Raw genomic sequence first — 15929 nt, 5'->3', positions numbered from 1 at the left:
GCTTAGAAGTGATTAATGATGTAAAAATAAGGGATAAAATATAAAGCTAGGGAGAAAAAGACGTAAATTTATAAGAAAAACAGAAAAAACATATGCTTTATAATATAAAAAAAAAGTTTTTATATTTTTATAAAAAAAGAGATTTGATTGAAAATGCAAGAAAAATCCCATGAAAAGTACATGGGATTTTAGAAAAAATAGATTTGAATTATTCAGTTACTTCATCTATAACTTTTTTTGCTTTTTTTTGTTTTGGTTTTTTTATATTTTTATTTTTAGCCATTAAATTACTCCCTTCCCTTCTCTTTTATTAGATTAGTATTATGATTAGCAAAAAAGAGACTTTGAATACTAGGAAGTTAAAGGAGAATGATATTAAAAGTAATATATTTTGTAAAAATGTCCCAAAATATAGAAAAAACTCCTAAAATGGTGTAAAATGTAGTTAAAGATTGTAATATGTAATATAAGAGGTGAAAAGAGTGATGAAGATTATAATTGTGACATTATTTTTTATTATTTTTTATCTTTGTATAAAGAATAGAAAGATAAAACAAAGTAATAAAAATTTTAATTATATAATAAATTCAATGGATGAACTTTTATGTTTTAAAGATGAAAATCATAAAATAGTAAATGCAAATGATTCATTTTTAAGTATTTTTGGGATTAGCCATAAATATCTAGGATTAACAGATGATGAAATTATAAAAATTAAACCTGATAGAGAAGATGAGTTAAATAGATGTAAAGCTGGTGATGAATTAGTTAAAAAAAATGGTAAGTCACTTAGATTAGAAGAAAAATTTTTAATTGATATAGATGTATACCAAACTTTTGATGTAGTAAAAACTCCGATATATGATAAAAATAATAAATATATAGGTTTAGTTATTGTTGGTAATGATATAACGGATAGGCAAAATGCAGCAAAGTTTAAGCAGATGGCAGAAGAAAGAGCTAAAATGCTTGTAGAACTTAGACATTATGATGAAGTAAGGACAGATTTTTTTGCAAACTTATCTCATGAATTTAGAACACCGTTAAATTTGATACTTTCTTCATTAAAGATGAAGGAGGTATATGGAAAAGAAACGACTAAATATAGTATAGATAAGCAGATTGAATATACAAAGATTATAAAACAAAATACATTTAGAATAACAAGGTTAATAAATAATATAATTGATACTACTAAATTTAAAGCAGGGCATTTAGAATGTCATTTAGAAAATTACAATATTGTAGAAAGTATAGAGAGTATTGTTATGTCATCCATACCTATGGTAAAAGGAAATGGACTAGAACTTATATTTGATACTAATGTGGAAGAATGCATAATAGCGTTTGATTTAGAAAAGATGGAAAGGATTATACTGAATTTACTTTCAAATTCTATTAAATTTACAGAAAAAGGTGGTAAAATATTTGTAAATTTAATAGAAACGGAAAATTGCTTACATATATATATAGAAGACAATGGGATTGGAATTCCATATGAAAAACAGAAGTATATATTTGAAAGGTTTTTTCAAGTAAATAAAAGTATAGTTAGAGATAGAGAAGGTAGTGGTATAGGGCTTAATTTAGTAAGAGCATTCGTTAAAGTTCATAATGGAGAAATTGGAATAATAAATGATGGAGAAAAAGGAACGAAAATTAAGATTTCTATTCCTAAATTTATTATAAAGGAAAGTAATATAGTTAAAAATATTAAAAAAAATTCAAATGTTGAGATTATAAATGTGGAATTTTCAGATATTTATAATATAAATTGTTAATTTAAAATTAAATGAGAAAAGTTCTTAGTAAAAACTTAATTGTTATAAATCTTGCAGATTTATTTTTAGAAAGTGTTATAATTAAGTTAAGCTAGGAGGAATTTTATGATCGACATTGAAAAAACAAAAAAGAATATTAATAATATGTTTGTTCATAGAAGCAAAAAACATAAGCATAAAACAGATGAATTAATAGAAGAGATATTATTAGAATCCTTAAAGAGAGCAGAAACACATGATGTTATATTATATCAAGCATATCATATAGCAATTACTGATAATAATGATTTTTTAAGGAATTCAAAATTTGATGAGAATATAAATTGGTATATAGATTTAGTTGAGTTTCATGATGATGTAAGTAAGAGTATAAAAAGAATAAGACCATCTTATTCTAAAATGCCAGATAGAAGTTTAATTTCAACGGCTTACTTATTTGCAGATCACTTTTATAATTATGAAACGGGTGCTAATTATTTAGGACATAAAATTTTCACAGCTATGTGGAGATTTAAGAAGAATGCAAAAAAGGCTCTTAAATATAAAAGAAAAGGCAAACGAAAAAAAGCTATGGAATCATTGCTTTATGCATGTCATTTTTTAGCGGATATGAACCAGCCACATCATGTTGGCAATCAAATTGATAAAAGAGGGAAATTAGTACACTTCTTAAATAAAAGGCTTCACATGAATGGAATAAAAGACGGAGTGTTTTCTAATCATAGTGAATATGAAGGCTTAGTAAAAAGATGGATTAAAAATAGGGATAGAATAAAATTATTTTTAGGCGAAGATTCTAAGGAAGAATTTTTATTAGATTCACTTTTATCAAGTAAAGTTGTATATGATTATCTAATTGATAGTGATATGGATAAATTACAAGAAAAGTCCGATAAAGAAAAAACAAGTTATCTTTATAACAAAAACAGGAAATTACCACTGAGTGATTATTGTGAGTATATTGGAAAAGAAAGTGCAAAATATGCAGTTCAATATGTTGATGATTGTAATAAACATGCTAGTAAAGAACAAGTTTTAGCAACTGTTAGAGCTTTAAATATGACAGAGGTTCAAGTAGCAAGGTTTTTATATTATTTTTGTAATTTAGATTAATGTTAACTTATATTTAAAAGAAATATTGATAAAGATTAGCTATAATTAGTAATTATAGCTAATTTTTTTTGAGGAGATTTTTATTATGAATTTATATGTATCAGATTTAGATGGGACATTACTTAATAGTAGTAGAGAAATTACAGAGTATTCAAAAAATACGATAAATAAATTAATTAAGGATAAGGGGATGGATTTTACAATTGCGACAGCAAGAACTCCGGGAACTGTAGTAGAGATATTAGAAGGGCTAAATATAGACAAGCCGATAGCATTAATGAATGGAGTTTTTTTATATGATTTAAATAAGAAAGAATATTTAAAGGTGAGAGAAATTGAGAAGGGGATAGTGAGAAAAATACTTAACATTTTAGAGTCTTTTGGTAAGGAACCATTTTTATACGGGATAAAGGATAATCATTTATATGTATATCATAAAGAACTTATAATTGATTTAGATAAAATTTATTTTGATGAAAGAAAGTGTAGTAAGTATAAAACTTTTGAGGTTATTTCAAATTATCATAATGCAATTGAAGAAATACAAGTTGTAAATTTTATGATTTTAGATAAAAAGGAAGTTATTGAACTTATATTTAAAGAGATAGTAAAAATAGAAGGCATAAACGCAGGGTGTTATAAAGATGTTTATGATGAAAATTGCTATTTTATAGAAATTCATAGTGGTGAGGCATCTAAAAAGAAAGCAATAGAAGATCTAAAAGAACTTTACGCGCCAAGTAAAGTAATCTGTTTTGGTGATAATATGAATGATTTACCTATGTTTGAAGTTGCTGATGAAAAATATGCAATGGAAAATGCTGTTGAGGGGTTAAAGGTGTTTGCAACAAATATAATTGAATCTAATGATGATAATGGTGTTGCAAAGTATTTAGAGGCTAGGTTTAAATAAATAGCATTAATATTAGGCTAAAATAAAGAAAAAATGTAAAATTATGAATGCTTAAGAAAAATATAATAATTAAAGAGTATAATTAAAGTATATATATTAGTTAGGGGTATTTTAATGAAAGCAATAAAAAATATAATAATAACAATAATAACTTTAACAATTTTAGTTGGTTTAACAGGTGCTGGGATTATATTTTTAAAGGGGCATGAAGAGTATAAGGATGCTACAACTCGTATAAATCTTGAAAATATAGTTAATAAGGTACAAAGCAATAAAGGATATACAGAACTTAAAGATGTATCAGAAGATTTTTTAATTGCGATAGTAGCAATAGAAGATAGACGATTCTTTGAGCATAAAGGTATTGATGTAATATCATTAGGTAGAGCTTTAGTGAATAATATGAAGGCAGGAGAGATTATAGAGGGTGGAAGTACTATAACACAACAACTTGCAAAAAACTTGTATTTTAGCTCAGATCAAGAGTTAAGTAGAAAGGTTGCAGAACTTATATTAGCTAAAGAGTTGGAAAAAAAATATTCTAAAGATGAAATATTAGAACTATATATAAATGTTATCTATTATGGGAATGATAGCTATGGCATTAAAGAAGCTACTACGGGATATTTTAATAAATTGCCAAGTAAAATCACTTATGATGAGGCTACTCTGCTTGCAGGGGTGCCACAAGCACCGAGTTATTATGATTTAACAAAAAATTTAGGTGGGGCAAAAGAAAAGCAAAAGTATGTAGAAAAAGCAATAACAGAAAATTTTAAATAAAACACGTTATTTATATGAAGTTAATACTTTATATATATAATAGTAATTTTACTAGTGTAAAGTTATATTTAATAAGAGATATTTTGGGGAATATTTTAATGCATATTAGATATAATTGAAATTAGTTTTAAGGGGGGAATTATTTTGAAGAAAATTAATCTATGTTTAACATTTAGTGGAACTCCGTATGCAAGACTTATCAGATGGGTAACAAAAGATAAGTATAGTCATATATCATTAGCATTAGAAGAGGATAAAGATATATGGTATTCTATGGGGCGAAAAGGGAAAAACAAGTTCTGGGTAGTTAGATTTCAACTTGAAAATGTAAGAGAGCGTTTTTTAGAGTGGTTTCCTAATACTGAGGTAATGATTTTAGAAAAAGAAATATCTGAAGATGTTTATTATAAAATAAAAGTTATATTAGATAATTATAGTGAGGAAACGACAAAATATAATTATTTAGGTGTTTTAGGTGTAACTATGAATAAAGGCATAGAGCATAAAAATAGATATTTCTGTTCAGAACTTATAGCAAACATATTAAAGGAAGTAGAACTTTTAGATATAGATAGACCACCAGTTTTAACAAAACCAATGGACTTTCTAGAAGATGATTCCTATATTATGACTTATGAGGGTGATGTTAGAGGATATCTTAGAGGAATATAAACGAGGCTATCTTTTAAATAAGATAGTCTTATTTCTATTCTCACTTTACTTTTATTTATATATTAGATATACTAATTTAGCATCGTAAAATGAGAAAAAACTAATAAGTTAGTTTAAATATATTTGAAAATGATATAATTAGTTATATGGAAGAATAGAAACTACTAGCATAGGAGAGAAATGATATGGAAAATAAATTTTTACCTATTTGCAAAGCAGATATGGAGGAAAGAGGCTGGGAACAATGTGACTTTGTTTTAGTTACAGGTGATGCTTATATAGATCATCATAGTTTTGGAGCAGCTATAATTTCTAGAGTATTAGAGAGTGCAGGATTTAAGGTTGGTATAATTGCACAACCAGATTGGAAAGACGTAGAAGAATTTAAAAAGCTAGGAAGACCAAGACTTGGATTCCTTGTTAACGGTGGAAATATGGACCCTATGGTTAACCATTACACTGTAAGTAAAAGACTTAGAACAAAAGACCTTTATACTCCAAAAGGAGAAATGGGAAAAAGACCAGATAGAGCTACAATAGTTTATTGTAATAAAATAAGAGAAGCATATAAAAACATTAATGTAGTAATTGGTGGGATAGAAGCTAGTCTTAGAAGATTTGCACATTATGATTACTGGGATAATAAAGTTAAGAAATCTATTCTGCCAGATAGTGGGGCTGACCTTCTTATCTATGGTATGAGTGAGAAGCAAATTATTGAAGTTGCTAATCTTTTAAATGAAGGATTTGAAGCAAAATACATAAGACACCTACCAGGAACTTGTTATATGGTAGATAGTTTAGACGAAGTATATGAAGAACATAAAGTATTACCTTCATTTAAAGAAGTTAGTGCAAGTAAGATAACTTATGCAAATTGCTTTAGAACTTTATATGAAGAGCAAGATCCTATGAGAGGGATAACACTTGTTCAAGGACATTCTGATAAATTTGTTGTTATAAACAAACCAGAAAAACCTCTTACAAGAGCAGAACTTGATAAAGTTTATGCACTTCCATATCAAAAAACATATCATCCTATCTATGAAAAAGATGGTGGTATAGCAGCTATTCAGGAAGTTAAATTTAGTGTAATGAGTTCAAGAGGATGTTCAGCTAACTGTTCATTCTGTGCTATAACATTCCACCAAGGTAGAATAGTTTCTAGTAGAAGTGAAGAGTCAATAGTACAAGAAGCTAAAGACATTACAAAATATCCTGACTTTAAAGGATATATACATGACGTAGGAGGCCCAACAGCTAACTTTAGAAAAGCATCATGTAAAAAGCAATTAACAACCCTTGGAGCATGTAAAAAGAAACAGTGTTTATCACCAAAAATATGCCCTCAGATGGAAGTTGATCACTCAGAATACTTAAAAGTATTAAGAAGTGTTAGAAAAATAGAAGGAATAAAGAAAGTATTCATACGTTCAGGAATAAGATATGATTATGTTATGGCAGATAAGAATGATGATTTCTTTAAAGAACTTGTAGAGCACCATGTAAGTGGTCAGTTAAAAGTTGCACCAGAGCACATATCACCTAATGTTTTAAAATATATGGGTAAACCAGCAGGGACAACTTATGAAGAATTTAGAAAAAAATTCTTTAGATTAAGTGAAAAAGCTGGGAAGAAGCAATATATAATTCCATATCTTATGTCAAGCCACCCAGGAAGTAAGCTAGAAGACGCTATAATGCTTGCTGAGTACTTAAGAGATATTGGATATCAACCAGAGCAGGTACAAGACTTCTACCCAACACCAGGGACATTGTCAACTGCTATGTTCTATACAGGACTTGATCCTGTAACAATGGAAGAAGTATATGTACCAAGAACTAAAGAAGAGAAGGCAATGCAAAGAGCACTTCTTCAATTTAGTAATCCAAAAAATCATAATATTATTCACGATGCTCTAATGAGAGCTGGGAGAGAAGATTTAATAGGAAATGGGGAGAAATGTTTGATTAAGTCAAAAGAAGATAAATATAAAGCAAGACATGGTCTTGATAGAAAGCCTAAATCACACGGGAAAAATGCTAGTGAGAGAAGAACTGATTCAAGTTTATCACCAAGAAATAATGATGATAGAAGAGATCCTTCAGCTTCAACACCTAGACATAGTGAAGAAAGAAGAACTTCAGGGTCAACACCTAGACATAGTGAAGAAGGAAGAAGAAATTCAGGAACTAGAAATGGTGAAGATGGAAGAAAAGCACCAAAAGCAGGTCCTGCTAAATCAGGATTAAGATCTAAGACAGCAACAGGTAGAGGAACTACAACAAAAACAGGTTCAAAACCAAATGCTAAAAATAAATTTGGTGATGAAAAAATTCAAAAGTTAGAAGGTAAAAGAGCTAACCATTTAAACAAGTCAGTACATGAAGAGAGAGCTCCAAAGAAAAAAAGAGGCTCATTCAAAGATAGATCAGTAGCTAAAAAAAGAGAAGCTACAAAAAAAAGAACAGGTAGATAAAACCTTTAAAATAAAAAGGAATAAATTTTGTAAATATTAGAATATATATTAAAAATGTATAAAGTATATTGTCAAAAATAAATATTTTGTATATAATACAGAAAACAGATATTAAAAGATAGTGAGAAGAAGGAGTACTTTTTTGGTAATTTAAAGAGAGCTAAAGTTTGCTGTGATTTAGCATTTATTATTAAGGGAAGGCAGTCTTTGAATCTTGTACTGAGAACTAAGAGCTAAAAGTAAATCTTAATAAAGTACAACGAATTCCTTACGTTATAAAGGAAGAATAGAGTAATATATTCTACTGAGGTGGATAGTTTTGTACTATCTATTAGGGTGGTATCGCGAGGCATTTTATACCTTCGTCCCTTTTTTTTAGGGACGGGGGTTTTTTATTTTCAAAAAATGGAGGGTTTACAAATGGAAGAGATTTTAGAGGTTTTAGAAAAAAATAGTAGATGTAGTGATGAAGATTTAGCAGTAATGACAGGCAAAACTGTTGAGCAAGTTAGGGATGCAATACAAGATTTTGAGGAGAAAAGTATAATAGCAGGATATACAACTTTAATAAATTGGGAAAATACAGGTAAAGAAACTGTAACTGCTTTAATAGAAGTAAAAATAACACCACAAAGAGGGGTTGGTTTTGATAAAGTAGCAGCAAGAATATATCAATTTGATAAAGTAAGGGCTTGTTATCTTATGTCTTCAGGTGGTTTTGATTTAACAGTAATTGTAGAGGGGAAAACTATGAAAGAAGTAGCTATGTTTGTATCAGAGAAACTTGCAGTTCAGGAATTTGTAACAGGTACAGCAACGCATTTTGTTCTTAAAAAGTATAAGGAGCATGGTACTATATTTAAAGAGAAGAAAATTAATGATAGGGAGATTTTATTTGTATGATAATGGAGAATATGATTTTAGATAACGTTAGAAATATGCCACCATCAGGTATTAGAAAATACTTTGATATGATAAATGAAATGGAAGATGTAATTTCTTTAGGTGTTGGAGAACCAGATTTTGTAACTCCTTGGAATGTTAGAGAAGCGGGTATATATTCTCTTGAAAAAGGTCATACTCACTATTCATCAAATGCTGGATTTATAGAACTAAGAGAAGAGATTGCTAAGTACTTAGATAGAAGATTTAATGTTCAGTATGATCCAAAAGAAGAAATACTTGTTACTGTTGGGGGGAGTGAGGCTATAGATTTAGCACTTAGAGCTTTGGTTGGTCCAGGGGATGAAGTTATAATTCCAGAACCAAGCTTTGTCGCATATAAGGGGTGTACAACTTTTACAGGGGCAACAGCAGTTACAATTGACTTAAAAGAAGAAAATGATTTTAAACTTACAAAAGAGGAACTTGAAGCTGCAATAACAGATAAAACAAAGGTACTAATATTACCATTTCCCAATAATCCAACAGGTGCAATTATGACTAGAAAAGAACTTAAACCTATTGTTGAAGTATTAAAGGATAAAAATATAATAATTTTATCTGATGAAATATATGGGGAGTTATCATATGATGGTGATCATGTATCAATAGCTACATTCCCAGAGGTAAAAGATAAGACTATAATTGTTAATGGTTTTTCAAAAGCTTATGCTATGACAGGTTGGAGACTTGGATATGTTACAGGACATAGAGTTTTAATTGATGCAATGAAAAAAATACATCAATACTCAATTATGTGTTCACCAACAACATCACAGTATGCAGCTATTGAGGCACTTAAAAATGGTGATGAGAGTGTTAAGGAAATGGCAAAAGAATATAACAGAAGAAGAAGAGTTATTTCAACTGGATTTAGAAAAATGGGACTTGAGTGTTTTGACGCATTAGGTGCACTGTATATATTCCCATGTATTAAATCTACAGGGATGACATCAGATGAATTCTGTGAAAAACTTTTAATTGAAGAAAGGGTACTAGCAGTTCCAGGAAGTGCATTTGGAGAATGTGGAGAAGGCTATATAAGAGCTTGTTATGCGGCATCAATGGATGATATAAAAGAAGCTGTTGTAAGAATTTCTAGATTTGTAGAAAAACATAAAAAATAAAAAATAAGGATAGCATTTTAGAAATTCTAAGATGTTATCCTTTTAATTATAAAAAATCCAGTTATACTAAGTAAAAATAAGGATATGGCAGTGAATATATATATCCATTTAAAGAAATAAGAGTAGCAATATCATTTCCAGAATAAAGAAGAAGTGCATCCATCACAGTTTTTCCAGATACTTCATATCCAGGTTCAATTTCAGCAGAAAAATCAAGAAAGATAGAAGATGATTCTTGATTCATAGTATTTTGAGTATATTCAAGCAGGCTGTTTTTTGAAAAATTTTCTGTAAGTAAAAGACCAGTTAAAAGATTTGTAATAGATGCAGGTTGAACTTTATCTTCAGCGTTTTTAGAGAAAATAATTTCACCAGTTTCTAAAGCGACAGATAAAGCAGATTTGCACTTTATATTAGGAAGTTCAGTTGCAAATGATATACTTATATTAAGTAGAATGGAGGATACGAAAAATATTTTTAAATTCATAATATATATTTCCTTTTATAAAAAAATTAAGTCACTATAAAAAATATATGAGAAGAATAACAGAATATATTCATAGATTTTTTAGAGAATTTTCAATCAAATATAAGTATTAATAAAAAAATATAGAGATTAATTCACAATATTAAAAAAAAAGCGGATGGATAAGATATATACTATTTGGGCAAACTAGTTTTACTCAAATTTATTTTACAATGACAAAAAAATATGTCATAATTATGGAATGAAAATTTGTAGGTTTCATAAAATTTAATAAAGTTAGTGGGGATGAAAGATGAAGATAGGATTTGATCACAAAAAATATCTAGAAGAACAATCTAAGTATATATTAGAAAGAGTTAATAACTATGACAAGTTATACTTAGAGTTTGGTGGGAAGCTTTTACATGACCTTCATGCTAAAAGAGTTTTACCAGGATTTGATGAAAATGCTAAAATAAAACTTTTATATAAACTTAGAGAAAAAGCAGAAATAGTTATATGTGTATATGCAGGGGATATTGAAAGAAATAAAATAAGAGGTGACTTTGGAACTACTTATGATATTGAAGTTTTCAGACTTATAGATGAATTTAGATCATATGACTTAGATGTAAATAGTGTTGTAATTACTAGATATAGTGGGCAACCAGCTACAACAGTATTTATAAATAGGCTTGAGAGAAGAGGAATAAAAGTTTATAAACATAGTTCAACAAAAGGATACCCAACAGATGTTGATACAATAGTTAGTGAAGAGGGGTACGGTCAAAACCCTCATATAGAAACAACTAAGCCAATAGTGGTTGTAACAGCGCCAGGTCCAGGAAGTGGAAAGCTTGCTACTTGTTTAAGTCAACTTTATCACGAGCAAAAAAGAGGAAATATAGCAGGGTATTCAAAATTTGAAACATTCCCAGTATGGAACGTTCCATTAAAGCATCCATTAAATGTAGCTTATGAGGCTGCAACAGCAGATCTTAAGGATGTTAATATGATAGACCCATTCCATTTAGAAGCTTACAATATTAAATCAATTAACTATAATAGAGATGTTGAAACTTTCCCAGTTTTAAAAAGAATTATAGAAAAGATAACAGGAAAAGAATCAGTTTATAAATCTCCAACAGATATGGGTGTAAATAGAGTTGGATTTGGAATCATAGATGATGAAGTTGTTAAAGAAGCTTCAAGACAAGAGATAATAAGAAGATATTTCAAAACAAATTGTGAATACAAAAAAGGTTATGTTAACAAAGACACATTAGAGAGAACAAAACTTATAATGGAAGAACTTAACCTTAAAGAAGCAGATAGAAAGATAGTTCCTATTGCAAGAGAGTATGCAAATAAAGTTAATGAAACTTCAAATACTAAAGATACTATAACAATAGTAGGTATTGAACTTCCAGATGGAACAACTCTTACAGGAAAAAGTTCAGAACTTATGGAAGGAACAGCAGCCGCTGTTATTAATGCAATTAAACATTGTGCTAATATAGATGATTCAATGCATTTAATATCACCAGTTGTATTAGAACCAATCATAAGTCTTAAATCAAAAACATTAGGATTTACAAGAGCGGCACTTAATTGTGAAGAGGTTCTTATGGCACTTTCAATATGTGCTGCAACAAATCCAATGGCACAGGTTGCTTTAGAAAAACTTTCAATGATAGAAGGCTCACAAGCACACTCAACAACGATTATAGGAACATCAGATGAGCAAACATATAGAAAGCTTGGAATAGATGTTACATCAGATGCAGAGTATGCAACAGACAGTCTTCTAACAAATTAGTTAGAGATAACAAAAGAATAAATATAAAAGGGTGAACTAGTGATGAAATACTTAAAATCTTTAGATAAAAACAAAGTTAAAATTATACTTAGTGGTTTTATTTTGAATGAAGTTTTTAGAATTATAGGATTGAGCTTTTGGGTAAGTGCTCTTATTCTATATGGGTTATGGCTAGTATTAAATTTAATAGAGAGAAAATATTTGAGTAAAAAGTTTAAAATAAGACACAAGGATATATGCAAATAATCCACAACCTAGTAAGTATTAACTTACTAGGTTGTTTTTTTATCCATTTAAACATTAAACAGAAAGTAAGTACATAGATATATATAAGTGATACTTAGTATTTTATAAAAGTATTAGGGAGTGTAGTAAGATTTGGGGGGCTTTTTGTGGAAAAAAAGGAATTGGTTTTAAAAAGTATAGATAAAGCGTTAGAACTTATAAAAAATCTAAGCGAGGAGGATTTATTAGCTCTAGCAAAAGATGAAAAAAGTTTTATCTTAGAAGTTAAGACTAAACTAGAAGTAGATGAAGGAATTGATACTAGACAACAAACAGGAGCAGTAAAAAAAGGAATATATAATGAAGGAAGAAATACTACAAAGAAAAGCGAGTATGAATCAAATAAAAATGAAAAAGAGAATAAGGTGAAGAAAGAAGTAAATAATCAGTCACCATTCAAGAAGATAATTAATGAGCCGATAAATGAATTTGATATCTATATAAGAGAGCTTAGTAGATTCAGAAGTAAAGAAGAAGCTACAAAATATCTTTTAGATAATAAGCTTACAGTTACAAAACTTAAAATACTTGCTAAAAAATTATCTATTTATATAAAGAGCAAGTCAAAAAAAATAGATATAGTTGAGGCAATTGTCGAGGGGATAGTAGGAAGTATGCTTAAGTTAGAAGCATTAAGAGAATATTAAATAAATTATTTAAAAGAGTGATACTAAAATCGCTCTTTTTTTTATTTATTACTAAAATATAAACTTTAAATTAATAAATCAATAATAGTATTGCATTTATACTATTAATTTAATATTATTAATACAAATGATAATCAATTTCAAATGAATAGTAGGTGCAAGGAGAAAGTACATATATGAAAAAAAGATATTTAATACCTAGCTTTGTAATTTTAGCATTTATATCACTATTTGTAGGTGTACATGACATAAATATAAAAGAAATTATGGCAGGTGATACAGAACAGATAAGTGTGTTTTTAATTAGTAGAGTACCAAGACTTATAAGTCTTATAGTTGCAGGGGTAGGGCTTAGTATAAGTGGTGTTATAATGCAGCAGATAAGTAATAATAAATTTGTATCGCCAACAACCTCAGCAACAATAGATAGTGCAAAACTTGGAGTGTTAATGTCAATGATATTATTCACATCAGCAACACTTGTTGAAAAAATGATAATAGGATTTATATTTGCACTTATGGGAACATTCATTTTTATGAAAATAATGAAAAAAATAAAATTTAAAAATATTGTATTTATTCCTCTAGTAGGAATTATGCTTGGAAATGTAATAGGAGCTTTATCAGATTTTCTAGCTTATAGGTTTGATTTGATGCAAAATATGAGTTCATTTATGCAAGGAAATTTCTCATCAGTATTAAGAGGGAATTATGAGTTATTATACCTTACTATACCTCTTGTAATAGTTGCATTTATATATGCTAAGAAATTTACAATCATAGGAATGGGAGAAGATATATCAAGAAATTTAGGCTTAGATTTTGAAAAGATAGCGAATATAGGAATGGTAATAGTATCACTAATAACGGTGCTTGTAATTATAACAGTTGGAAGTATACCATTTGTAGGCCTTATAATTCCTAATATAGTATCTATCTTTATGGGAGATAATCTTTCAAAAAGTATTTGGAATGTAAGTTTATTTGGAGCTGTATTCTTATTGCTTTGTGACATAGTAGGGCGAGTAATTATCTTCCCTTATGAAATTCCAATAAGTCTTACAGTTGGAGTAATTGGAAGCATAGTATTCTTATACTTGATATTCAGGAGGCAAACAAATGAAGGATAAAAAAAAGATTTATATATTAACAGGATTAGTAGTGTTTGCAATTGCATTATTTTTATTTGAAGGACTTAATGCTAAAAATTTTGATTATAACTTATCAAAAAGAATACCAAGATTAATAGCAATGATTATTACAGCAGGAGCAATTGCTTTTTCAACAGTAATATTTCAAACAGTTACTAATAATAGAATATTAACACCAAGTATATTAGGACTTGATTCATTATATGGATTATCTCAAACAGCAGTAGTTTTTATCTTTGGATCATCAAGCGTACTTATAACTAATCCAACTATAAATTTTGCTTTTTCAGTAATAATAATGCTTTTAAATAGCTTTTTATTATATAAGTTTGTTTTTAAAAAGAGTGGAAATATATTCTTTTTACTTTTAGTAGGAACAGTCCTTGGAACATTTTTCAAAAGTATATCAACATTTATGCAAGTTGTAATAGATCCAAATGAGTATGATGCCTTACAAGGGAAAATATTTGCAAGTTTTGAGAGTGTTAACACAGAAATATTGCTACTTACAATAATAATATGTCTTATAGTATTTGCATTTGTATATGATGATATAAAAAAATATGATGTTTTATTATTAGGAAAAGACCAAGCTATAAATCTTGGAATAAATTATGAGAAAATATCAAAGAAAATACTTTTAATAGTATCGATACTAGTATCAGTATCAACAGCTTTAGTTGGACCAATAACATTTTTAGGGCTTTTAGTAGTAAATTTATCATATCAGTTTATAAAAACATATGAACATAAATATATGATAATAGCATCAGCACTAATAAGTATCTTTGCAGTTATAATTGGACAGTTCTTTGTAGAAAGAATATTTAATTATAATAGCACAGTAAGTATAATAATTAACTTTATAGGTGGGGTTTACTTTATATATCTTTTATTAAAGGAGAAAAATTAATGATAGAAACAAAAAATATAATAAAAAAATATAGTAATAAAAAAGTAGTTAATGATGTTTCTTTAATTATAGAAAAAGGAAAATTAACATCACTAATAGGACCTAATGGTGCTGGTAAAAGTACAGTTTTATCAATAATAGCAAGACTTATGAAATCAGATGGTGGAGAGGTTACAATAGAGGGGAAAAACTTAAAAGATTGGGATGAAAAAGAACTTGCTAAAAAGATTTCTATATTAAAGCAGTCTAATAATATTAATGTAAGATTAAAAATAGAAGAGCTTGTTTCATTTGGAAGATTTCCATATTGTGATGGAAGGTTGCAAGCTGAAGATAAAAAATTAGTAGCAGAAGCAATAGAGTATATGCAGCTTACAGAGATGAAAGATAGGTATTTAGATGAACTATCAGGGGGACAAAGACAAAGAGCTTATATAGCAATGGTAATAGCTCAAAATACAGAGTATATACTTCTTGATGAGCCACTGAATAACCTTGATATGAAACATTCAGTTCAGATGATGAAAGTTCTTAGAGGACTGGTTGATAATCTTGGTAAAACAGTAGTAATAGTAATGCATGATATAAACTTTGCATCATGTTATTCAGATAAAATTGCAGTTTTAAAAGAAGGAAAATTAGTTAAAGATGAAGATAAAAATAAAATAATAGATAAAGATTTTCTAGAAGAAATATATGAAATAGATTTTAATATACAAAATATAAATAATCAAAAAATATGTGTTTATTTTTAAGTAAGGACATATTTATAAATACAATTTAAATGAGAATGAAAATTAATATTAAATAAAAACAAAAATAATAATATGAGGTGAA

At 28.1% G+C, this 15929-nt stretch carries 15 protein-coding genes and 1 other annotated feature; of the genes, 14 read left to right on the top strand and 1 reads right to left on the bottom strand.

Annotated features, from left to right (window positions below; all coding sequences use genetic code 11):
- Window positions 1-485: 485 nt before the first annotated feature.
- From Q0V24_RS08945 to Q0V24_RS08910, 8 genes are all read left to right on the top strand, one after another.
- Window positions 486-1781 (top strand): PAS domain-containing sensor histidine kinase, encoded by a 1296-nt coding sequence (locus tag Q0V24_RS08945; RefSeq protein ID WP_297520604.1) that lies wholly within the window; start codon window positions 486-488, stop codon window positions 1779-1781.
- 105 nt (window positions 1782-1886) lie between these two features.
- Window positions 1887-2894, top strand: coding sequence for a zinc dependent phospholipase C family protein (locus Q0V24_RS08940; RefSeq protein ID WP_297520602.1), 1008 nt, complete (start codon window positions 1887-1889; stop codon window positions 2892-2894).
- Between the two features lie 85 nt (window positions 2895-2979).
- Entirely contained in the window at window positions 2980-3807 is an 828-nt protein-coding gene (locus Q0V24_RS08935) for an HAD family hydrolase (protein ID WP_297520599.1), read from the top strand.
- A gap of 114 nt (window positions 3808-3921) precedes the next feature.
- Window positions 3922-4590: a biosynthetic peptidoglycan transglycosylase gene (locus Q0V24_RS08930; protein ID WP_297520597.1), complete on the top strand. Its 669-nt coding sequence runs from the start codon at window positions 3922-3924 to the stop codon at window positions 4588-4590.
- A 144-nt stretch (window positions 4591-4734) separates the two neighbouring features.
- Window positions 4735-5262 (top strand): hypothetical protein, encoded by a 528-nt coding sequence (locus Q0V24_RS08925; RefSeq protein ID WP_297520595.1) that lies wholly within the window; start codon window positions 4735-4737, stop codon window positions 5260-5262.
- 185 nt (window positions 5263-5447) lie between these two features.
- Window positions 5448-7742: a YgiQ family radical SAM protein gene (locus Q0V24_RS08920; protein ID WP_297520593.1), complete on the top strand. Its 2295-nt coding sequence runs from the start codon at window positions 5448-5450 to the stop codon at window positions 7740-7742.
- 112 nt (window positions 7743-7854) lie between these two features.
- Window positions 7855-8115: a binding site (T-box leader), on the top strand.
- A gap of 47 nt (window positions 8116-8162) precedes the next feature.
- Window positions 8163-8645 carry an Lrp/AsnC family transcriptional regulator gene (locus Q0V24_RS08915; protein ID WP_297520591.1) on the top strand — a complete coding sequence of 161 codons (483 nt, stop codon included), beginning with the start codon at window positions 8163-8165 and terminating at the stop codon, window positions 8643-8645.
- The gene (locus tag Q0V24_RS08910; RefSeq protein WP_297520589.1) at window positions 8642-9811 is read left to right on the top strand and encodes an aminotransferase class I/II-fold pyridoxal phosphate-dependent enzyme; all 1170 of its coding nucleotides are present in this window, start codon (window positions 8642-8644) and stop codon (window positions 9809-9811) included. Before Q0V24_RS08915 ends, Q0V24_RS08910 begins: the two co-directional genes overlap by 4 nt.
- A gap of 61 nt (window positions 9812-9872) precedes the next feature.
- Here Q0V24_RS08910 and Q0V24_RS08905 read toward each other — a convergent pair whose 3' ends face one another.
- Complete coding sequence (locus Q0V24_RS08905; RefSeq protein ID WP_297520587.1) at window positions 9873-10298, bottom strand: hypothetical protein; 426 nt, start codon at window positions 10296-10298, stop codon at window positions 9873-9875.
- 292 nt (window positions 10299-10590) lie between these two features.
- On the opposite strand from Q0V24_RS08905, the gene Q0V24_RS08900 reads away from it, so the two are divergent.
- From Q0V24_RS08900 to Q0V24_RS08875, 6 genes are all read left to right on the top strand, one after another.
- Window positions 10591-12096 (top strand): DUF1846 domain-containing protein, encoded by a 1506-nt coding sequence (locus Q0V24_RS08900; protein WP_297520585.1) that lies wholly within the window; start codon window positions 10591-10593, stop codon window positions 12094-12096.
- A gap of 42 nt (window positions 12097-12138) precedes the next feature.
- Window positions 12139-12342 (top strand): hypothetical protein, encoded by a 204-nt coding sequence (locus tag Q0V24_RS08895; protein WP_297520583.1) that lies wholly within the window; start codon window positions 12139-12141, stop codon window positions 12340-12342.
- Window positions 12343-12488: 146 nt separating this feature from the next.
- Window positions 12489-13028 (top strand): hypothetical protein, encoded by a 540-nt coding sequence (locus tag Q0V24_RS08890; RefSeq protein ID WP_297520581.1) that lies wholly within the window; start codon window positions 12489-12491, stop codon window positions 13026-13028.
- Window positions 13029-13204: 176 nt separating this feature from the next.
- Complete coding sequence (locus Q0V24_RS08885) at window positions 13205-14158, top strand: iron chelate uptake ABC transporter family permease subunit (RefSeq protein ID WP_297520579.1); 954 nt, start codon at window positions 13205-13207, stop codon at window positions 14156-14158.
- Complete coding sequence (locus Q0V24_RS08880; protein WP_297520577.1) at window positions 14148-15092, top strand: iron chelate uptake ABC transporter family permease subunit; 945 nt, start codon at window positions 14148-14150, stop codon at window positions 15090-15092. The genes Q0V24_RS08885 and Q0V24_RS08880 overlap by 11 nt, the downstream gene beginning before the upstream one ends.
- Window positions 15092-15847 (top strand): ATP-binding cassette domain-containing protein, encoded by a 756-nt coding sequence (locus tag Q0V24_RS08875; RefSeq protein ID WP_297520575.1) that lies wholly within the window; start codon window positions 15092-15094, stop codon window positions 15845-15847. Before Q0V24_RS08880 ends, Q0V24_RS08875 begins: the two co-directional genes overlap by 1 nt.
- Window positions 15848-15929 lie beyond the last annotated feature (82 nt).

The organism is uncultured Clostridium sp. (genome assembly GCF_947039605.1).
GTDB lineage: Bacteria > Bacillota > Clostridia > Clostridiales > Clostridiaceae > Sarcina.
This window is presented reverse-complemented; position numbering and strand designations above follow the sequence as displayed.